Here is a 22745-nt window from a genome sequence, read left to right on the forward strand (position 1 = left end):
GTTGAAACTCACAAACGGGTGCATTCGTTCGAGGGACAAAGGGTATGGCTATGATCATCGGTTCAGCAGATTGCGTTAAGCTGAATGACCCCACCTCAAAAACCAGTGAATAAAATTGTTAGCACACGACGAGTCCATTTGCATAAGCGTGGCGAATTGATATCATCTCACAATCTTTCGTTGATTAGGCTGCAACATCCACTCAGCAGACCTGAAAACCTAATTACTGAGCAAACCAAAGCACACAATTGTAAAAGATAGGGATTTCTTTATGGACTACGATTTTTCAAGACTATCAACACGCACCTTCGAACAAATGGTTCAGTCGCTAGCACTGACGATCATGGGGGGAGGAGTAAACATCTTCGGAGATGGTCCCGATGGAGGCAGAGAAGCAACATTTGAAGATGTTAAGTCCTTCCCAGATTCGACAGCCCCTTGGACTGGTTATGGAGTCATTCAGGCAAAATTCAGACAAAAGCCGGGAGTAAAGGATAGCTCTTGGGCTGTCAAAGAGCTAAAGGACGAGCTTGATAAAATCAGCACAAACACGGCACGAAAGCCAGAGTATTATATATTCGTTACTAACGTCGTACTCACACCAGTGGCCAACACAGGTGGAAAAGACAAATTAACAGCAGTTTTGAACAAATATAAAAAAACACTGGGATTAAAAGATTTTAGAATTTGGGATAGAGATCAGCTATGCGCTTTTCTTGACATCTGCACCGATGTGCGTACGGCGTACAGAGCTTGGATTACGCCAGGGGACGTTCTGTCTAAAATACTTGAGCACATGGCTCCGAAAACTCAAGACTTCCGGGAGGTCATGCTCAACTTTGTGCAAAAAGAGCTTAGGGGCGAACAGTATGTAAATCTAGGTCAAGCAGGACACAGTGGAAAGGATAGAGTCCAGCTAGCAAGTGTATTTGTGGACTTACCAATTGCAGAAACATCTTTCACGGCCGGTTTCTCAAGCGGCCCTGTCGAGCATCCCGATGAGGAAAGAGCAACCATCGGAGTAATACATGCTTTGAGTATAATCGCGGGACAAAAGCTGGACCCAGAAACAACCAGCAGAAGACATAATGTATTAGTCCCGAAAGCATCCACAAAGCCCCCTGGAAAAATTGTATTCATTGGTGGACCAGGTCAAGGCAAAAGTACTCTCACCCAGTTTTTCTGCCAACTTCATCGATCAGCTTTTATCATACAACATTCGCAAAAGGTGATAACCAGTGAGATAAAAGAGGCATGCGACGTAATCTTCGACCAGTGCTCTGAAGAATCAATATCGCCTCCAAAACTACCAAGATTCCCACTTCGCATAGAACTAAATAAATTTGCGGCCGCTCTAGCCAACGAAAAATGCTCATCATTATTCAACTACATCCTGCACAGAATAAAAGAAAAGAGCGAACGCGATCTAAAAAGTGAGGACCTAAGAAAATGGCTATCAAGTTATCCGTGGATCATAGCCCTAGACGGACTTGACGAAGTACCGGCATCCTCCAATAGAAGTCAAGTACTTGATAGCGTTCACGACTTCCTCATCGATGCAAACGATTGCAATGCCGACCTGTTACTAATCGCAACTAGCCGCCCTCAAGGTTACGATGATGACTTTTCAGACATGTACTATAACCACTACCGACTATGCGAGCTCACAGCAGATCAAGCACTGCATTATGCTAAAAGGCTGATAGTACGAAAATGCGGCGATGACACCGATAAAATACAGACTCTAACTAGTCGTATGGAAAGAGCAAGCAATGAACCAGCAACCATACGACTGATGAAAAGCCCGTTGCAAGTTACGATCATGGCGCTATTAGTTGAAAGCCTAGGTGAGCCTCCAAAGGAACGGTGGCGACTGTTCAATGAATACTACCAAGTAATTAACCGCCGCGAAAAAGAACGAGACATCCCAGCCGCGAAACTACTCAACAGCTTCCAAGCGGACATTGATTTCATACATCAAAAAGTAGGGGCAAACCTTCAGATAAAATCAGAGAAAAAAGGTGGAACAGAAGCTCTTCTATCAGAGCAAGAGTTTTCAGAAATCATTATAAATCGACTGAAGGACGAAGGTCACGACGGGGAGAAGGGAGAGAAGTTTAAAAATGATGTGATAGAAGCTGCCTTGCTTAGGCTTGTATTCTTAGTCGCACCACAGGAAGGTAGAATCGGGTTTGAAATTCGATCTTTACAGGAATTCATGGCGGCGCAGTATATTTCATCAGGGAATGATATTGACGTAAGCAATCGGCTAAAGTCTATTGCCCACGCCACTCACTGGCGAAACGTATTTCTTTTTGCGGCAGGTCGATGCTTCCATGAGCGGCAGCACCTTCGTGATAGCATATTTTCGATTTGCTCACAGCTCAACGATGGAATGGACCAAAGCCTTCCGTATGATGTTAACAAATTGATATTGTCCGGTAGCGAAATCGCGTTGGATATAATCGATGATGGCGCAATCTCAAATCAACCAGCCCAATTGCGGATATTTGCAAGACTTGCTATTCGACTTGTCGAGCTACCTCCTTGCGACGAACAAATGAGACTAGCAGGCGTGTATCAAGAAGAGCTTAAAGACTTATACGTAGAGGCTATTGAAGCAAGATTAAATAGAGTCAATGAAGATGAGCATTTCGGTGCTTGGCACTTGCTACTTAACCTAATCAACAGAAACGTAGGCTGGGCGTCTGGTTTAGCAAAACACTATTGGCCAACGTCACCCCGTAAAATACTAAAAGTAGCAACGACCTCTCCCATCAGGGCATGCAGAAGCACCTGGATTATTGAAAGCTGGCTCAATGCCGTACTCTCAAGCAACCCTTCTGAAACCGCATTGCATATGATTCCAGGCGTTAACGAAGGGCGAGAATTTCTTTATCACGAACGTCTAGACGTACCACAGTGGTTGAGATACCTAGTGAGCAGCATACGAAACCCACACTCTCTTAGAACAAGCATTGAAGGAGTTAAACATGGAGTTCACTTACAATTAAGATCAAGTTTCCCAACAGAACCAGCACCACCCGATGTGACTGTATGTACGCAACCAGTGTGGAGATGGTTATTAAAGGCGATTATATTTTCTCAGACGCCGAGCAGACCCATGCTTGCGCAACTTCTTTCAGAAGCTGCAGATATCTATGACGCCAATGGCTCGCTGCCCCTTGGCAACTGGTTGTGGTTACTGCCTTGGCAGTTAGGCACAATTGTAAAAATGTCAAACAGCTCCGAAGATTTTCGGGAATACTCTAAACTTGTAGATGAAGGCTTTGCTGGCGATGAAGAAACTTGGAAACGTGCGATGGAGCGTTGGCAAAACTCAAAAATTCTTGTAGCCGATCTAACATATCTGCCGAAGAACAAGCTTCCTTATGACCACCAGATTGACACAATAGGGTTTCCAAGCTTAGCATTCCACCCAACGTTCTCACCAAGAGAGACACTTCCCGAAGTTATAGACGAACTCTTAATACTATCATGTTCCGACTTGACGCCTCAATCAGCACAGGTCGTTTCCGCTGCCCTTATATCAATGGTTTCGAGCCTTGAAGAGGATGATGAATACCAAATCCCTAGTTTGCTATACGACAAATTCTTAGGCATATGCAAAGCAACGTCAACGGACTGGTTCGACATCAGAGTTTTAAACATCTTGCCACCGCACTATTGGTACAGTGAAGCAGGAAAATCGGTCATAGAGTTTCTCGCGTCATCACCGGACAATTATACATTTGAAGCCCCGGATGTTGATATCGAACACATTGACTCGCTGGCTTCAGCTGCTCAACCAATGGAAAGCGCAATCATATTGCTATCAAAGCTAACATATGTCGGACGCCAGCTGAAATTCTCTCTCCCTCCAAGTAAAGTGCCGACAGAATCGAAACCGGCGTTAGCTCTAGCATATATCACTTTGGGAATTTGCGATCAAAACTGCACGCCGGAGAATGCGAGTAGGTGGGCGACAATGATGACAGAGCTATACGCTAGCCAACAAAATGGCGTAGATTTGCTTTACGAACTACTAAGCTCACTCCAATCGCGTAACATCTATACCAATGCCACCGAACGTTTCATATACGAGATAATGATTTCCCCTAACATCACTGACCGCCGCATAAAGGCAAATCTGGTGTATCTCTTGAAAGAACACCAGAAATATCACTTAAGCAACGATCCTAGCTTGCTTCAGTAGGCACAATCGAGATTTGACCTCCGCCCCTAATCAGGGGCGGAAGCAATCAAACATCAAAGTATAGTTTTTGCGACATCGCTCTTCCGATCAAAGTTCCTGAACGCATTACGTATACTCTTCTGCTGAGGAATCAGTCACATTAAATATTCAAAATCCGATCAATTTACAACTACAATCATTCATGACCATTCAGAATGATAAGGAATCCACTCAACTCACAATGCTGCTAGAACGCTATGTGCTCCTAGGCGGACGTCCACTCGCTCACTTGCAGGCGCCTGCGGAGCGCTATCTGAGCATGCGAGTTGTAAATTTCCACTATTGGCAACTGAATTAGTATCGTTGGTGATTGATACCATAAGGCGAACAAAGCTCCACGTGCGGGCTTTTCATGGTATCCCCCTTGCTGATACATTTCCCATTCACCCCCTTGGGAAAGGGCTCTGATTTACGCGGCCTTTAGACGATCTATCACGCTTTTTGAGTACATCAACTACCCGGCGGACAACTACAATATAAGCTGGCGAGACCTGTTCGCTTGGCTACGAGCTGAATGCTGGCAGAGCATGACTTTTGTGGGAATTGTGTATCGCCGTTGATCCCGAGACAGCTTGATCTGCGAAGGAGACGCCATGTAGATGGTTTCAAACCGGGGCTTTCCCCTATCCTTCCTGCCCTCTAGCGCTTACGAAGCCTGCCTCACGAGGCAGCTTAGACGTAAATCACAGCATTAAAACATCACCGCAGCTTATCGAATAGATGTCGAGCGGTTGATGGAACCCGGTCTATCTGACCAGACTGAAGCACCCTAACAATTGAATGATTCTCGTCGCCCTCAACTTTCCCATAGAAAAGGTAGTAACGATCTCTATCGGATGTTTTCCAGCCACGATTATCGAAAATGCTTAGCTCACAGTGCCCGCTCAACTCATGCTGTGGCGACTTGAAGTTGAAGAATACTCGCTCGAACTTGCCCTTGACAATCGATGTCGGCTGCCCAAAAAACAGAAAGCTCTTACCCAGATACTTGCTGATATCTCGCTGAGCTTTTTCGATAGAGACTATGAGATCGTGCAACCGAATGGCTTCTTCCCCCTCGAACTGAATGGCGATGTTGAGATTGATCTGAGCCAAACGGACGAGTCTGCCTACGGTCCGGAAGTGTCCCGGATTCAGCAAATTACCATCAGCATCGTAGAAATTTTCAAATCCCCGACCTGCTACTGATCTGCCGCCCTGAACCTCCCGACGTTGACGCTTGTTCTGATCCGGATCATCCTCATCACCATCCTGATCATCATCGTCGGAGATGTCTTTCCAGCCCGCGAAGGTAACAAGATTGATGGCCCTCTTCTCCTTGCCACCATCTTCATCCCCGCCTCCCGCCCCAGCCTTCTTCCTGTGAGGGCATTCGATCGTGTCAAATCCTGGCATATGGAAGTAAAACGCAGGAACGCCATCTTTCCGTTTAGGGGTTTTACGAGGACGCCGACTGCACATCACGCCGCAGTCCGGGCAGTAAATTTGCCCATGATGCTCATCATCAATGTAGATTTCTGGCGGAAGCTTTTGGGCCTCAACAAGGTCCCACGGGGGCACATACGCTGGCTGGTTTTCTAGTGGCAGAAACACAACGTGAGGGATGGATACCTGCGACATACATTCCTTTGCTTGCTGTAATTGATAATTGTCGAAGCTACGTGTGTCGCCTGAGCGGCGGCGATGCACAGGGCCAATGGGCGGGACGAACACTTGGAAAGCCAACTGCCCAATATCGATTTCCCAGACGCATCGCACCTCTTGCACACCGATGATAGCTCATCGCCACAGTAAAGTTGAAGGGTAGTGCAGAGTGTCAGGACGGGAGAGGTGAGCAGGGTTGACGGTATTGGACGGAAATCACAGGAGAGATAGAATGGCCAGTACAGTGCACCACTTAGGTGTACCTAAACGCTGTTCCACTCTTGAGTTTTTCGCAGAAAAATCCTTGTAAAATCAAGGACTTAAAGACAGGTGGTGCCCCCACCAGCCACACCCCGGCACACAATGTCCCCGCTATGGCTGCTCCCTTCCGGGCCTGACCAGGTTGACGGGTAATCGTTGCGGGGGGACCGATGGGGTCACCATAACGACACTCGCCAGTCGGCGAGCGGGGCCATTGTACCGGTCTGGCGCGAAGTTACAACCTCTGGTTTCAGATAAAAAATCCGAGTTCACTCAAGCACTTGAGTGAACGTTTCCCTTTCCCCTTCGTTAAAGGCTGTTAACGGCCCAGTGCGAGCAGTTGGCTGACCTTGCTGTTGTGTTCGCCGTTGACCCAGTGTTCCAGCGCGCTGACGGTCATCGGGCGGGCGATGAGGTAGCCCTGCACTTCGTGGCAGCCGAGCTGGCAAAGGATTTCGTAGACGTCTTCGGTCTCAGCCCCTTCCGCGACAACGCGGTAGCCCAGGCGCCGGGCGAGGTCGACGATGGCTTCGACCAGCCGGCGGTCTTTTTCATTGGCATCAAGGTTTTCCACCAGCGACTTGTCGAGCTTGACGGTGGTGGCCGGCAACTGACGCAGGTAGGTCCAGTTGCTGTAGCCGGTGCCGAAATCGTCGATGGCGATGTCGATGTTCAAGGCGCGCAGGCGTTCGAGTTGCTGCCGCGTCAGGTCCGGGTTGTCGCACAGGGCGCTTTCGGTGAATTCCAGTTCGAAACGGCCTGGGTCCAGGCCGCTGATGTCCAGTTGTTCGAACAGCGCATCGCTGAAGTGCGAGTTGGCCAGGTCGATGGCCGAAACGTTCATTGCCACTTTGAAGGCGTACCCCTGCCGTTGCCAGGTGCGCGCCTGCTCGACGGCCTGGCGCAGCACCCACAGACTCAAAGTACGAATCAACGCGGTTTTCTCAGCCAACGGAATGAATTCGGCAGGGCTGATCGGCCCCAGCACCGGGTGTTGCCAGCGCAGTAACGCTTCGACGGTGACGATGCGCCCGGTGCTCACCTCCAGACGGGGCTGGAACACCAGTGACAGCTGATCCGGGCTGCGCACGGCGTCGGCCAACGAGGCGAGTAGCAAGAACGCCCGCTGCTGGGCGAAGTCCAGATGAGGTTCATACCAGCGCCAACCGGGGGCCTTGCCCCGCGCTTCGTCCGCTGCGCCGACGACCAGCCTGATCCAGTCCTTTTCGTCGCTGCGTTCAAGGCCCAGTGGCAATACACCGATGCCCAGCTCCATTTGAATCGGGATGTTGCGGCACACCAAGGGGCGCTGAAAGTGTTTGATCAGGCGCCGAAACAGCATTTCGGCCTGCTCCGGCCCGGCATGGTGCGTGAGCAACGCGATGCGGGTCGGGCTGACCTTGTACAGCGCCGTGTCGGCGGGCAGTTGTTCGCGACAGGCGTCGACCATGCAACGCACCAGCTCTTGGGCAAAGTTGTAGCCCAGCGCCTTGATGATGCTGTCGAGAAACACCGGGTTGACCATGTCCAGGGCCACCAGGGCATAGTCGGCACGATTGGCCAGCGCGAGGATGTCCTCTTCCAGCCGCAGGCGATTGAACAGCCCCGTTGGCTGATCGACGTAGCTGGCGTTGCGCAGGTTGTTCAGGCGCTTCATCACCAGTTGGCCGTACATTTCCAGCATGGCGATGTCGCGGTCACCGAGGGGCGCACGGGTCTCATTGTCGATGACGCAGAGGGTGCCAAGGGCCAGCCCGTCGGCCGTCACCAGCGGCACGCCTGCGTAGAAGCGAATGTGCGGCTCGCCCACCACCAGCGGGTTGTCCATGAAACGCGGATCGAGACGGGCGTCGGGCACCTGCAACACGTCAGGGGAGAGAATCGAGTAGGCGCAGAACGAGATTTCCCGAGGCGTTTCTTTTTCGTCCAGCCCGGTCCCGGCACGAAACCACTGGCGGTGTTCACTGACAATGGACACCAGCGCAATCGGCACCTCGAAGTAATGGGCCACCATATCGACGATGTGATCCAGCACGTCGTCGGAGGTGGAATTGAGCAAACCCATATGAGTGATGCGGGACAGCCGCGAGGCCTCGTTCAACGGAAGTGGTGCGCTATTGGCCATAAATGCGGATCCCTGTGCAACTGCTCTACGCCAGTAGTATCAAAACGATATTGGTAGCCAAAGTAGCACCAGATCCACACCCGTGCAGAGTTTCGCAGACCGGCGGTGGCGACAGATACGGGGGCGCAAAGTTGCAGTCTGCGCCATTCCCCTCAAATGAATGATTCACTGCACTTGAAGCACTTCATCCGCCTTGCCGCCTATGCCTTGTACAACCAAATGAATGAAATGAAGCTTGGTGATGACGGCGGGCGGCAGCACGAACGGGTAGAAATCCGGCTGGCCCATGGCGCGAGACAACTCGTTGAGCATACCCGCTAGTTCGATCCACGCGTTGACGAACGCCAGAAACGACGGACCGCCCGGATGCTGGGGATCGTAGAGGGTGTTCAGCTCGAACGGCTGATAGTCGAGGTCCATGTCCCGGGCACTCATGCCCAGACTCAGCGCCGTATCAACGGCATCCATCATGTGCAGGTAATGGGCCCAGGTTTCGGCCCAGTCCTCCCAGGGGTGCATGGTGGCGTAAGCGCTGACGTAATGCTGTTGCCAATCCACCGGAGCACCGTGCTGGTAATGATGATCGAGGGCCTCGGCGTAGCTGGCTCGCTCGTCGCCGAACAGGTTGCGGAAACCGTCCTGCCAATAGGTGTCGGCGATCAGACGGTCCCAGTAGTAATGCCCGACTTCATGGCGGAAATGCCCCAGCAGCGTGCGATAGGGTTCATGCATCTGCACGCGAACCTTCTCACGGATCGCGTCGTCGGCTTCTTCGACATTTAGGGTAATGAGGCCGTTGGCGTGGCCGGTGGTCGGCAGGTTGCCTTCCAGATCGACGCCCAGAAATTCGAACGCCAAGCCCTTTTCTTCATCAACGGATTTGGGAATGACAGGCAGCCCCAGCGTGATCAGTTGCGCGACCAGTCGCCGCTTGGCGATTTCGATCTTGCGCCAGCGTTCGGGGTTTTCCGGGACCGATAGATCGGGGATGGTGCGATTCAGGCTACAGGCCACGCAGAAATCTCCAGCATTTAGCGCCGGAAAAAGCCAATTGCAGGCCGCTGGCGTGTCGAGATTGGCGCATCGGCGGTAAAGCCCAGCCTGAGGATCGTCGCTCAGACGCCAGGTGCTGCCATCGGGGCCGGGGTCCAGCGCGGCGATCTTGCTCTGTTCGGGGAGGTAGCCCAGTGACGCCGAGCACGCCAGACACTGACTGTTGCGGAAGAACACCGACTGGCCGCATCGGCATTGCCAGACCTTGCTGTTGCGCGTGGTGTCTGCGGCAAAAGGCGCCGCGATCCGTGTGCTGAGTTGCTCGAAGAACCGGAACATGGCGATCTCCTGAATGGGCTGCAAGCACTAGATCATTGGCGTGTGTGGCGGTTCCGTGGATTTCCTGGAGATGCAGTGTAGGAGCGGTGATTCATTGCTCGACGCAGTGCCTGTAATGACGTCTTCGCCGCCAAAGCGGCTCCCACAGAATCGGCGTCGTTCCTGAATTCATGGCTCGACACAGATCAGTGTGGGAGCCGGCTTGCTGGCGAAAGCGTCGTGTCAGTCGCCCCAAGAAATACAGACAAACCGCTTTCGCCAGCAAGTGCGCTTTTACTCGGGCCTCAGTCAACGGCGACGTTGTGCTTTTTCAGAAACGCCACAAACGCCTCTTCATCCAGCACCTTGAGACCCAGCTCATTGGCCTTGGTCAGCTTCGACCCCGCCCCCGGTCCGGCGACGACGGTGTGGGTCTTGGCCGACACCGAGCCTGACACCTTGGCGCCCAGGCTTTCGAGTTTGTCCTTGGCGACGTCACGGCTCATCAGTTCCAGCGAGCCGGTCAGCACCCAGGTCTGGCCGGTCAGTGGCAATCCTTCGACGAACTTTTTCTCGCTTTGCCAATGCATGCCGAAGTCCTTGAGCTGTTGCTCGATCTTCAACGCGCGCTCGGCGTTTTCCTCAATATCGAAGAACGCTCTGACCGCCTGCGCCTGCTTTTCCGGCAGCGTCTGGCGCATGTCTAACCAGTCGGCCTTGACCACGCCTTCCAGCGTGCCGAACTTGTCTGCCAGCTTTTGCGCGGCACCCGGCCCGACCGAAGGGATGTTCAGCTTGTCGAGCATTGCGCCCAAGGTCGCGCTGGCGGCAAATTCTGCACCCAGTTCGCCAACGTCCTGCAACGCCATCTGACACTCGCCCAGCAGTGCGCCAATGACGTTCTGGTTGTGATCGTCTTCAAAGAAGCTGTGAATTTCGTGGGCGACTTCCAGGCCGATGTCCGGCAGGTAGGTCAGCACTTCCGGCAACGCGACTTTGACTTTCTCCAACGACCCAAGGGAACGAGCCAGCACCTTGGCCGTTTCCTCGCCGACGTCAGGAATCCCCAGCGCATAAATGAAGCGCGCCAAGGTCGGTTTCTTGCTGTCGTCGATGGCCTTGAGCAGCTTCTTGCTGGAGACCTCTGCAAAGCCTTCCAGATCGATGATTTGCTCGTACTCAAGCTTGTAAAGATCAGCCGGCGAACCAATGAGTTTTTCGTCCACCAACTGCTCGATGGTCTTGTCGCCCAGCCCTTCAATGTCCATCGCGCGACGGGACACGTAATGGATGATTGCCTGCTTGAGTTGCGCGCCGCAGGCCAGACGACCGACGCACCGGTACACCGCACCTTCGCTGACGGTTTCCTTGCCTTTGCTGCGCTTGATCAATTGCGTGCGCTCGACCTGCGAACCACACACCGGGCAGGTCTGTGGAATCTCGACCGGGCGCGCATTTTCAGGACGACGTTCCAGCACCACCTGCACCACCTGCGGAATCACATCGCCTGCGCGGCGGATGATCACGGTATCGCCGATCATCAGGCCCAAACGCGCCACTTCGTCCATGTTGTGCAGCGTGGCATTGGCCACCGTGACACCTGCCACTTTGACCGGCTTCAGACGCGCCACCGGGGTGACTGCGCCGGTACGGCCGACCTGGAATTCAACGTCGAGCAGTTCCGTCAGCTCTTCCATCGCCGGGAATTTGTGGGCGATGGCCCAGCGCGGTTCACGGGCGCGGAAGCCCAGCTCGCGCTGCGCAGCGATGCTGTTGACCTTGAACACCACGCCATCGATTTCATAGGGCAACGACAGACGACGCTCGCCGATGTCGCGGTAATACGCCAGGCAGTCCTCAATGCCTTGCGCCACTTTCAACTCGCGACTGATGGGCATGCCCCATTCTTTCAGTTGCTTGAGGTTACCGATGTGAGTGTCAGCGATGTCGTGGGACACCTGGCCGATACCGTAGCAGCAAAACTCCAGCGGGCGGTTGGCGGTGATCTTGGAATCCAGTTGGCGCAAGCTGCCTGCCGCCGCGTTACGCGGGTTGGCGAAGGTCTTGCCGCCGATTTCCAGTTGGCTCTCGTTGAGGCGGTCGAACCCGGCCTTGGACATGAACACTTCGCCGCGCACTTCCAGCGTTTCAGGCCAGCCTTCGCCGTGCAGCTTGAGCGGGATGTTGCGCACGGTGCGCACGTTGACGCTGATGTCTTCGCCGGTGGTGCCGTCGCCACGGGTGGCACCACGCACCAGCGCGCCGTTCTGATAGAGCAGGCTCACGGCCAGGCCATCGAGTTTGGGCTCGCAGCTGTATTCAACCTTGGCACCGGCACCAAACAGATCGCCCGCCGGAAGGTCCAGCCCTTCGGTCACACGACGATCGAATTCGCGCATGTCGATTTCTTCGAAGGCGTTGCCCAGGCTGAGCATCGGAATTTCGTGACGCACCTGAGTGAATGCCGACAAGGCCGCGCTGCCGACGCGCTGAGTCGGCGAGTCCGGGGTGACCAGTTGCGGGTGCTCCGCTTCCAGCGCCTTCAACTCATGGAACAGGCGGTCGTATTCGACGTCCGGAATGCTCGGCTCGTCGAGGACGTGGTAGCGGTAGTTGTGCAGGTCCAGCTCTGCGCGCAGTTCCAGAATTCGTTGTTCGGCGTTCATAAAGGTGTTCTCGAAAAGCAAAAGAGCAGCCGGAGCTGCTCAATTCAGGTCTGTTGCAGTGCATCGTCGGCTCAACGTCGTCCCTCCCTGTGGGAGCGCATGTAGCTCAACGACGCTGTGTCAGTGCGCGGCGTTCGAATTCGACGATGCGCTGGCGGTAATGCTCGATGGTCTGCGCAGTCATGACGCTGCGCTGATCGTCCTTCAATTCGCCATTCAGTTCGTGAGCCAGTTTGCGCGCCGCGGCGACCATCACGTCGAACGCCTGTTTCGGGTGACGCGGGCCTGGCAAGCCGAGGAAGAAGCTCACGGCACGGGTGCTGAAATGGTCGATGTCGTCCAGATCGAACACGCCCGGTTTCACCGCATTGGCCATCGAGAAGAGCACTTCGCCGTTACCGGCCATGCTTTCGTGACGATGGAAAATGTCCATTTCGCCGAAGCGCAGACCACTCTCGAGAATATTTTGTAACAAAGCCGGGCCTTTGAAGCCGCTTTCGTCACGGGAAATCACACTGATGACCAGCACTTCTTCAACCGGGGCCTGATCCTTGTCTTCGGTGATGCGCTGTGGCGGCTTGTCATCCGGGAAGTCATCATCACGGGCGCTGAACAGGCTCGGGCCATCAGTGTCCAGATTCAGGTCGCCCTGCTGCGGTTCGTCCTTGCGCTTGTTGCGCTTGCTTTCGCGCTCAGGGCGTTCCGGCCGTTCGCGGGCCGCGCTCATGCTCGGCAAGTCTTGCTCGTCGAGTTGAGGTTCTTTCTGGGTTTCGAGCACGCGTGACGGACCGAGCACCTCGGCGGACGAGCTGTCATCGTCGTCCGGCAGGTTCGAGAAGCTGCGGTCCAGCCTGAATTTCAGTTTGCCTTTGCCGCCGCGCATCCGGCGCCAGCCGTCAAAAAGAATACCGGCAATGACAATAATGCCGATGACGATCAGCCACTCTCGCAGACCGATTTCCATGTAATCCCGTGCCTCTACTGAAAATTCTGAAAATTAAGGGCGTAAACCCCTTTAAAACGTGGAGCCAACTCTATGTTCTGAATGGCCTTTTACCCACGCAAATGAAAAAAGTGGACATTAAGCTAGCACGACCAAAGGTAACTTTACACCGTCAGTTACATCTGGCATGTCGCGTTCTTCTGTCGGGTCTCGCGAGATGTTTCTGTACTGAGCCATCACAACGCCACTTTTCTCTCGTTAATTCGTTGACTGCGAGGCAGTCCGCTATGCATCCACCAGCGCCATCGCCTCCTCTACGTCCACCGCCACAAGGCGCGAACACCCCGGCTCATGCATGGTGACGCCCATCAACTGGTCGGCCATCTCCATGGCGATCTTGTTGTGGGTGATGTAGATGAACTGCACGGTTTGCGACATCTCCTTGACCAGTCGGGCATAGCGGCCCACGTTGGCATCGTCCAGTGGCGCATCGACCTCGTCGAGCATGCAGAACGGCGCCGGGTTGAGTTTGAAAATGGCGAATACCAGCGCCAGTGCGGTCAGGGCTTTTTCGCCACCGGACAGCAAATGGATCGTGCTGTTTTTCTTGCCGGGCGGGCGCGCCATGATCGTCACCCCTGTATCGAGTAAATCTTCGCCCGTCAGTTCCAAATAAGCGCTGCCGCCACCGAAAACTTTTGGAAAAAGTGCCTGAATTCCGCTGTTTATCTGATCAAAGGTCTCTTTGAAGCGATTACGCGTTTCCTTGTCGATCTTGCGAATGACGTTTTCCAGGGTTTCCAGCGCTTCGACCAGATCGGCGTCCTGCGCGTCCAGATACCGCTTGCGCTCGGACTGTTGCTGGTATTCGTCGATGGCCGCAAGGTTGATCGCGCCCAAACGCTGAATCCGGCCGGCGATACGCTCCAGCTCTTCCTCGGCGTCCTTTTCGTTGGCCTCGGAAGTCAATGTGGCGAGGACGCCGTTTAGATCGTAGCCGTCTTCGTGCAATTGCTCCTGCAACGTCTTGCGTCGTACGGTCAGCGATTGCCATTCCAGGCGCTGCTGTTCCAGTTGCCCACGCAGTAACTGGGATTGCTGTTCGGCTTGAGTGCGACGCTTTTCCGCTTCACGCAGTTCGCGATCGGCGTCTTCCAGCGCATTTTTGGCGGTGCGCATTTCGTCGTCGACGACCATGCGTTTTTCCAGCAACTCTTCGAGTTTCAGGCGCAGCTCTTCCAGCGGTGCAGCGCCCTCCTCCAGCCCCAGGCTCAGTTGCTCGCGGCGCTCGGTGAGGCGCTCGGACTGCATCTCCAGACGCTCCAGCGCCTGACGCGTGGAATCGTGCTGGGCGCGCAGCGAACTCAGACGCACGGCCAACTGGTTGGCGTGGTCCTTGTGCTGACGGGCTTCCTGACGCACGCGGTCCAGACGCTCGCGCAAGCTGTCACGCTGGGCCAGCAGCAACTCACGCTGTTCGGTGTCCAGCGCCATGCTGTCGAGCGCGTCCTGCAATTGCAGACGGGATTCGCCCAGGCTTTCCTGCTCGATGGCGCGCTGCTCGCCCAGTTCGGCCAGTTCCTCGTCCAGACGAGTGCGACGCAGGGTCAATTGCTCGACCTTGGCCTTGGCGGCAGATAGCTGGGCCTTGAGCTCGCTTTGCTGGCGCGTCTCGTCTTGCAGGCGCCGACGCAGTTGCTCACGGCTGTCTTCCTGCAAGCGCTGCTGCTCGCGCAGGGTCAGCAGTTGTTCTTCCAGCACCGCGAGGGTCGCTTCGCGTTCATCCCGCTCGGCTTCCAGGCGCTGCAGTTCCTGCCCCCGGGCCAGAACACCGCTCTCGGCTTCACTGGCACGGCGCACCCGCAGAAAATCGCGGCCGACCCAATAGCCGTCGCGACTGATCAGGCTTTGTCCGGCGTCCAGCTGAGCACGCAAAGACAACGCGTCGTCAAGGGTTTCGACCGGTTTGACCTGGCCCAGCCAGTGAGTCAGGTCGATATCGGTGTCGACTTTGTCCAGCAGGCTACCGGGGATTCGTGCGAGATCTTTAGTAGGGCTGACCAGACGCAAATCGCCCTGATTGAACCCGGCCAGATCCAGCCCCGCGAAATCATCCACCAGCACCGCGTTTAGATCGGCGCCGAGCACGGTTTCCACTGCGAGCTCCCAACCGGCCTCGACGCGCAAGCCCTCGGCCAGTCGCGGGCGCTCGCTCAATTGATGATTGCGCAGCCATTCAGCGGTGCCAGCGCCCGGATCGAGGGCGGCTTGTTGCAAAGCCTCAAGCGAGGCGATGCGGCCGTTGAGGCGTTGAAGATCACCCTGCGCCTGCTGCTGGGCCTGCGTGGCCTGCTGCAATTCAAGGCGCAGTTGCTCAATGCGTTCGACGAGTTGCTCTTCTTCGGCAATCAGTTCCTCGAAGGCCATTTCCCGCGCCGCGAGGTCTTCGCTGAGGTCGAGAATCGCAGCATCTTCCGGGTCGGCAGCCAGTAACTGACGCTCTTCGGCCAGACGACGCTGACGCTCGGCCAGACGCTCCATGCTGGTTTCCAGTTGCTGGATGCGCGCCTGCTGAACCTCGGCCTGGCGCCTAGGCTCGGCGGACGACAGGTTGAAAGCGTCCCATCTTTCCTGCCAGCCGTGCATGGCCGCTTCGGCTTCTTCCAGCCCCGCTGCGGACTCCTCAGCGGCGGCCAGGGTCATTTCCTGCTCGGGTTCAAGCATTTCCAGCTCTTCACCAAGGGTCGCCAACAACGTGCGGTCATGACCCAAATGGGATTCGGTTTCCTGCCGCGCGCGCTCGGCTTCGCGCAGGTCGTCCTGCAGTTGGCGCAAACGCTGCTGGCCGTGCTGAATGCTTTGCTCGTTACGGGCGATGTCGCCGCCCACCGAATAGAAGCGGCCCTGCACCTGATTGAAGCGCTCGGACAAGTCGTGATGCCCATCGCGCAACCGTTCGATGGCCGCATCGGCGCTGCGCTGATCGGCCACCAGCGCTTCGAAACTGATTTCCTGATTGCCGATAATCGATTCGCGCTGGGCTACCTGCTCGTTCAACGCCTGCCAGCGCAGCGCCGACAGTTGCGCCTTGAGCTGACGCTCCTCGGCTTTATATTCCTGATACTTCTCAGCGGCCTGGGCCTGACGGTGCAGACGCTCCAACTGGCGCTCAAGTTCTTCGCGCAGGTCAGTCAGGCGCGCGAGGTTTTCGTGGGTGCGACGAATGCGGTTCTCGGTTTCACGACGGCGCTCCTTATATTTGGAGATGCCGGCCGCTTCTTCGATGAAGTTACGCAAGTCCTCGGGCTTGGCTTCGATCAGTTTGGAGATCATGCCCTGCTCGATGATCGAGTAGCTGCGCGGTCCCAAGCCCGTGCCGAGGAAAATGTCGGTGATGTCACGGCGACGGCATTTGGTGCCGTTCAGGTAATAGGTGTTCTGGCTGTCGCGGGTGACCTTGCGGCGAATGGAAATTTCCGCGTAGGCGGCGTATTCGCCGACCAGGGTGTTGTCCGAGTTGTCGAACACCAGCTCGATGCTGGCCTGGCTCACCGGTTTGCGACTGGTGGAGCCATTGAAAATGACGTCGGTCATCGACTCGCCGCGCAGGTTCTTGGCCGAGCTTTCGCCCATGACCCAGCGCACCGCGTCGATGATGTTGGATTTGCCGCACCCATTGGGACCGACCACGGCCGCCATGTTGCTGGGGAAGTTCACCGTCGTCGGGTCGACGAACGACTTGAACCCGGCCAGCCTGATGCACTTCAGACGCATGGATCAGCCAGCCGCCAGGGCAGAGAGCACGGACTGGCAGCTGCGGTGGGCGTACGCGGCCAACACGTCGCGGATGCGCGACAGATCGCGTGCAATCACCGCTTCCAGCAACTGGGCGAACAGGGTCAGGTATTCGCTCATTTCCGCCTGCCGCTGATCCAGCGCCAGGTAATAGAAGCGACTCATGGACGGCTGCAGGTTTTCGACGGTCTCTTCCAGGTACGGATTGTTGGCGAACGGATACGCCGCGCGCATTACGTTGAAGCTGTCTTCGACGAAACTTTTGATATCGCCGCGCTCGCAACTGGCAATCAGTCGCTGCTGGATTTGCAGGAATGGCGCGAGGTCGAGCTGTTCCTGCCAGCTCCTGGCCACCGCCAGGCCCAGCAAGATGTACAACTCGCTCATCAGCGCGCAGAGGCTTTGGATGTTGTGCGGCGTGAGGATCGACACCTGAGCGCCCCGGCGCGGCAGGATCACGATCAGGTGACGACGTTCGAGAATCAGCAGCGCCTCGCGCACGGATCCACGGCTGACATTGAGCGCCTGCGTGACCTTCTGCTCCTGAATTCGCTCCCCTGGCTTGAGTTCGCCACGAATGATCCGCTCGGCGAGGTGATGAGCGATCTGCTCAGCGAGGCTGTCCGGTGCCTTGAACGTCATTTCTTTCCTTTCAACCAATAGCTGCACACAAGCGGCGCAGTGTATCGCACTGGATACCTGTGGCGCAGGGCCATGTCACGGAAAACTGGCACGAAATAAGCAAAACTTTGAGCATCGCCACAACGATTCATTGCAACGTCATGCTGCCGTTGATCGGTATGGGTTCGGAAAATCAGTTTTCTTGACTTAAAGGTCAGATTTTAATTGACCCAATAGTCAGAACTGATAGATTCATCGACAGGTTCGATGACAGATTCCGCAACACCTTTCCACGACAGCTTTCTATTACAAGAAGACGAGGCGCGACCCGTGATCCAGTTTTTGCTGAACCAAGAGCTGAAAACCGAGCATGCTCTGGACCCCAACATGACGGTGCTCAATTATTTGCGCGAGCACGTGCACAAATCCGGCACCAAGGAAGGCTGCGCCAGCGGCGATTGCGGGGCCTGCACCGTGGTAGTGGGCGAACTGAATACCGACGATGAAGGTCAGGACCGGCTGAGCTATCGCAGCCTCAACTCTTGCCTGACCTTCGTCGCCTCCCTGCACGGCAAACAACTGATCAGCGTCGAAGACCTCAAGCATCAAGGCCAACTGCACAGCGTGCAAAAGGCCATGGTCGAGTGCCATGGCTCGCAATGCGGCTTCTGCACGCCAGGCTTTGTGATGTCGCTGTTCGCCCTGCAAAAGAACAGCACAGATGCCGACAGTGCACAGGCCCACGAAGCCTTGGCCGGTAACCTATGCCGCTGCACGGGCTACCGCCCGATTCTGGCCGCCGCCGAACAGGCCTGTGGCCAACAACGCCAGCCCGATCAGTTCGACGCTCGCAAAGCCCAGACCATCGCTCGCCTGAAGGCCATCGCGCCCAAGGAAACCGCCGAATTGAACAGCGGCGACAAGCGCTGCCTGGTGCCGCTGACCGTGGCCGATCTGGCGGGCCTTTACGACGCCTATCCCCAAGCCCGTCTGTTGGCGGGGGGCACCGATCTGGCGCTGGAAGTCACTCAATTCCATCGCACCTTGCCGGTGATGATTTACGTCGGTCACGTGGCCGAGATGAAGAAAATCGAGGACTTCGACGACCGCATCGAGATCGGCGCGGCCACCCCACTCACCGATTGCTATGACGCCCTGAGCCGCGAATACCCGGACTTCGGCGAACTTCTGCACCGTTTTGCGTCATTGCAGATCCGCAATCAGGGCACCCTGGGCGGCAACATCGGCAACGCTTCGCCGATTGGTGACTCGCCTCCCCTGCTGATCGCCCTCGGCGCGAAGATCGTCCTGCGCAAAGGCGAGAACACTCGCATGCTCGCACTGGAAGATTACTTCATCGATTACCGCGTGACCGCACGTCAGGAAAGCGAGTTTATCGAGAAGATCATCGTGCCCAAGGCCAGCGCCAAACAGGCGTTCCGCGCCTACAAGGTCTCCAAGCGACTGGACGACGACATCTCCGCCGTGTGCGCCGCCTTTCGCGTACAGGTCGAAAACGGTGCCATCGTCGATGCACGAGCGGCCTTCGGCGGTATGGCCGCGATTCCGAAACGCGCAGCCAATTGCGAACAGGCTTTGATTGGCCAGCCTTGGACGTCGGCCACCGTCGAACGCGCCTGCGCCGCATTGGAGCAGGATTTCACCCCGCTGTCGGACTTCCGCGCCACCAAGGAATACCGCCTGCTGAGTGCGCAGAACCTGCTGCGCAAATACTTCATCGAGCTGCAAACGCCGCACATCGAGACTCGGGTGACCGCTTATGTCTAATCACGCCCCGCAAAAAACTCAAGAAGAACTGGTGGCCCTGTTTCAGCAGGACCTCACCACCGGCGTTGGCCGCAGCGTCAAGCACGACAGCGCCGACAAGCATGTGTCCGGCGAAGCGATCTACATCGATGACCGGCTGGAATTCCCCAATCAGTTGCACGTCTATGCACGGATGTCGGATCGTGCCCATGCGCGCATCGTCAGCGTCGATGTGTCGCCCTGCTACGACTTCGAGGGTGTGCGCATTGCCATTACCCACGAAGACATTCCGGGCCTGAAAGACATCGGCCCGCTACTGCCGGGCGATCCGTTGCTGGCCATTGACAAGGTGGAATTCGTCGGGCAGCCGGTGATCGCGGTCGCCGCTCGGGATCACGAAACCGCGCGCAAGGCGGCGATGGCGGCGATCATCGAGTACGAAGACCTGGAGCCGGTGCTGGACGTGGTCGAAGCCTATCGCAAGAAGCATTTCGTGCTCGACAGCCACACCCATAAACGTGGCGATTCGGATAGTGCCCTGGCCACAGCGCCGAACCGCATTCAAGGCACGCTGCACATTGGCGGGCAGGAGCACTTTTATCTGGAAACGCAGATTTCCTCGGTGATGCCCACTGAGGACGGCGGCATGATCGTCTATTGCTCGACGCAAAACCCCACCGAAGTGCAGAAGCTGGTCAGCGAAGTGCTCGACGTGTCGATGAACAAAGTGGTCGTGGACATGCGCCGCATGGGTGGCGGTTTCGGTGGCAAGGAAACGCAAGCCGCCAGCCCGGCCTGCTTGTGCGCCGTCGTCGCGCGCCTGACCGGTCAGCCGACCAAAATGCGCCTGCCACGCATGGAAGACATGATCATGACCGGCAAGCGTCATCCCTTCTACGTGGAATACGACGTGGGGTTCGACAACGACGGTCGCCTGCACGGCATCCAACTGGAACTGGCGGGGAACTGCGGCTGCTCGCCGGATTTGTCGGCATCCATCGTCGACCGCGCCATGTTCCACGCCGACAACTCGTATTACCTGGGCGATGCCACGGTCAACGGCCATCGCTGCAAGACCCACACCGCGTCGAACACGGCCTATCGCGGCTTCGGCGGCCCGCAAGGCATGGTAGCTATCGAGGAAGTGATGGACGCCATCGCCCGGCATCTGGGCAAAGACCCGCTGGCGGTGCGCAAGGCCAACTATTACGGCAAAACCGAGCGCAACGTCACCCACTATTACCAAGAGGTCGAGCACAACCTGCTGGAAGAAATGACCGCCGAACTGGAAGAAAGCAGCCAGTACGCCGAGCGGCGCAAGGCGATCATGGCCTACAACGCCAACAGCCCGATCCTGAAGAAAGGCTTGGCATTGACCCCGGTGAAATTCGGCATCTCCTTCACCGCCAGTTTTCTCAACCAGGCCGGTGCGCTCATCCACATCTACACCGACGGCAGCATCCACCTGAACCACGGCGGCACCGAGATGGGCCAAGGGTTGAACACCAAAGTGGCGCAAGTCGTGGCCGAGGTGTTCCAGGTAGACATCAGCCGCGTGCAGATCACCGCCACCAACACCGACAAGGTGCCGAACACCTCGCCAACGGCGGCGTCCAGCGGCGCGGATTTGAACGGCAAGGCCGCGCAGAACGCGGCGGAAACCATCAAAAAGCGCCTGATCGAGTTCGCGGCGAAGCACTACAAGTGCGAGGAATCCCAGGTCGAATTTCGTAACGGCCATGTGCGTGTCGGCGAGCAGGTCATCAGCTTCGACACCCTGGCGCAGCAGGCGTGGATGGGTCAGGTGTCGCTGTCCAGCACCGGCTATTACAAAACGCCGAAAATCTATTACGACCGCAGCCAGGCTCGGGGTCGTCCCTTCTACTACTTCGCCTTCGGCGCGGCCTGCACCGAGGTGGTGGTCGACACCCTGACCGGTGAATACAAGATGCTGCGCACTGACATCCTCCACGACGTCGGCGCCTCGCTGAACCCGGCCATCGACATCGGCCAGGTCGAGGGCGGCTACATTCAGGGCATGGGTTGGCTGACCACCGAGGAGTTGGTGTGGAACGCCAAGGGCAAGCTGATGACCAACGGCCCGGCCGGTTACAAGATCCCTGCAGTGGCGGACATGCCAGCGGATTTGCGCGTGAAACTGGTGGAAAACCGCAAGAACCTGGAAGACACGGTGTTCCATTCCAAGGCCGTGGGCGAGCCGCCGTTCATGCTGGGGATCGCGGCGTGGTGCGCGATCAAGGACGCGGTGGCCAGTCTGGGCGATTACAAACACCAACCGAAGATCGACGCGCCTGCCACACCGGAGCGGGTGTTGTGGGGGTGTGAGCAGATGCGCAGGTTGAAGCGAGATCAGGAGATCGTTCCCACGCTCCGAGTGGGAATGCAGCCCGAGACGCTTCGCGTCGATTGATTCAACCGGCGTGACGCGGAGCGTCACAGGAGGCGTGCCCACGCAGAGCGTGGGTACGATCATCGTCTGACTCGATCAGGAGAACCCCATGAACAACTGGATCAGCGCCCTCGCCGAGTTGCAAACCCAGGGTGAAGCCTGCGTGCTGGTGACCATCATCGAAGAGCGTGGCTCGACGCCGCGTAATGCGGGGTCGAAGATGGTGGTCAGCGCCGAGCGGATCTACGACACGATCGGCGGCGGCCATTTGGAATACAAGGCCATGGAGATCGCTCGCGAGATGCTCGCCAGTGGCAGCCAGCAAACCCGCCTTGAGCGCTTCAGCCTCGGCGCCAGCCTGGGCCAATGCTGCGGCGGCGTGAATGTGCTGCTGTTCGAACCCATGGGCCAGCCGCAAGCGCAGATCGCCGTGTTTGGCGCAGGCCATGTGGGGCGCGCACTGGTACCGCTGCTGGCCAGCTTGCCCTGCCGCGTGCGCTGGATCGATTCGCGCGAGGCCGAATTCCCGGCGCAGCTGCCCGAAGGCGTGAGCAAAATCGTCAACGAAGAAGTCGTCGATGAAGTGGATAATCTGCCCCCCGGCAGTTACTGCATCGTCATGACCCACAATCACCAACTGGATCTGGAGCTGACCGCCGCGATCCTCAAACGCGGTGACTTCACCTGGTTCGGCCTGATCGGTTCAAAGACCAAACGCGCCAAATTCGAACACCGCCTACGTGATCGTGGCTTCGACCCGGCACTGGTGCAGCGCATGCGTTGCCCGATGGGGCTGGCCGAAGTGAAAGGCAAATTGCCGATCGAGATTGCTGTCTCGGTCGCCGCTGAAGTGATCGCCACGTACAACGTCAATTTCGGTGAGCAAGGCTCGACCTCTGAACCCGTTGCCAAGCTGCTGCCGGCATCGCGCCGCAATCTGGCCTAAT

11 protein-coding genes and 1 other RNA gene are annotated in these 22745 nt (G+C 56.5%); 4 read left to right on the forward strand and 8 right to left on the reverse strand.

Going from position 1 to position 22745, the window contains the following annotated elements; genetic code table 11:
• Positions 1-271 precede the first annotated feature (271 nt).
• Positions 272-4216, forward strand: coding sequence for an NACHT domain-containing protein (locus ACI5GA_RS05380; RefSeq protein WP_421422082.1), 3945 nt, complete (start codon positions 272-274; stop codon positions 4214-4216).
• A 738-nt stretch (positions 4217-4954) separates the two neighbouring features.
• Here ACI5GA_RS05380 and ACI5GA_RS05385 read toward each other — a convergent pair.
• From ACI5GA_RS05385 to ACI5GA_RS05420, 8 genes are all read right to left on the reverse strand, one after another.
• A complete protein-coding gene (locus ACI5GA_RS05385; protein WP_421422083.1) occupies positions 4955-6022 on the reverse strand; it encodes a hypothetical protein in 1068 nt (355 codons plus the stop codon).
• Positions 6023-6236: 214 nt separating this feature from the next.
• Positions 6237-6333, reverse strand: an RNA gene (gene ffs, locus ACI5GA_RS05390) — signal recognition particle sRNA small type.
• A gap of 146 nt (positions 6334-6479) precedes the next feature.
• Positions 6480-8285 carry an EAL domain-containing protein gene (locus ACI5GA_RS05395; RefSeq protein WP_421422084.1) on the reverse strand — a complete coding sequence of 602 codons (1806 nt, stop codon included), beginning with the start codon at positions 8283-8285 and terminating at the stop codon, positions 6480-6482.
• 165 nt (positions 8286-8450) lie between these two features.
• Positions 8451-9617, reverse strand: a complete 1167-nt coding sequence (locus ACI5GA_RS05400) for a zinc-binding metallopeptidase family protein (RefSeq protein ID WP_421422085.1) — start codon at positions 9615-9617, stop codon at positions 8451-8453.
• A 284-nt stretch (positions 9618-9901) separates the two neighbouring features.
• Complete coding sequence (gene ligA / locus ACI5GA_RS05405) at positions 9902-12262, reverse strand: NAD-dependent DNA ligase LigA (RefSeq protein ID WP_421422086.1); 2361 nt, start codon at positions 12260-12262, stop codon at positions 9902-9904.
• Positions 12263-12368: 106 nt separating this feature from the next.
• Positions 12369-13226 (reverse strand): cell division protein ZipA, encoded by an 858-nt coding sequence (gene zipA, locus ACI5GA_RS05410; RefSeq protein WP_404630831.1) that lies wholly within the window; start codon positions 13224-13226, stop codon positions 12369-12371.
• Positions 13227-13490: 264 nt separating this feature from the next.
• A complete protein-coding gene (gene smc / locus ACI5GA_RS05415; protein ID WP_404630833.1) occupies positions 13491-16979 on the reverse strand; it encodes a chromosome segregation protein SMC in 3489 nt (1162 codons plus the stop codon).
• A 3-nt stretch (positions 16980-16982) separates the two neighbouring features.
• Positions 16983-17642 (reverse strand): GntR family transcriptional regulator, encoded by a 660-nt coding sequence (locus ACI5GA_RS05420; protein ID WP_404630835.1) that lies wholly within the window; start codon positions 17640-17642, stop codon positions 16983-16985.
• Between the two features lie 309 nt (positions 17643-17951).
• Between ACI5GA_RS05420 and xdhA the strand changes: the two genes are divergently transcribed.
• From xdhA to xdhC, 3 genes are all read left to right on the forward strand, one after another.
• Complete coding sequence (gene xdhA / locus ACI5GA_RS05425) at positions 17952-19409, forward strand: xanthine dehydrogenase small subunit (protein WP_421425443.1); 1458 nt, start codon at positions 17952-17954, stop codon at positions 19407-19409.
• On the forward strand, positions 19402-21819 hold the full coding sequence (gene xdhB / locus ACI5GA_RS05430; RefSeq protein ID WP_421422087.1) for a xanthine dehydrogenase molybdopterin binding subunit: 2418 nt from the start codon (positions 19402-19404) through the stop codon (positions 21817-21819). Before xdhA ends, xdhB begins: the two co-directional genes overlap by 8 nt.
• An 88-nt stretch (positions 21820-21907) precedes the next feature.
• Positions 21908-22744: a xanthine dehydrogenase accessory protein XdhC gene (gene xdhC, locus ACI5GA_RS05435; RefSeq protein WP_421422088.1), complete on the forward strand. Its 837-nt coding sequence runs from the start codon at positions 21908-21910 to the stop codon at positions 22742-22744.
• The last annotated feature ends 1 nt before the right edge of the window (position 22745 follow it).

This window comes from Pseudomonas sp. Pseu.R1 (genome assembly GCF_045764065.1).
Classification (GTDB): domain Bacteria; phylum Pseudomonadota; class Gammaproteobacteria; order Pseudomonadales; family Pseudomonadaceae; genus Aquipseudomonas.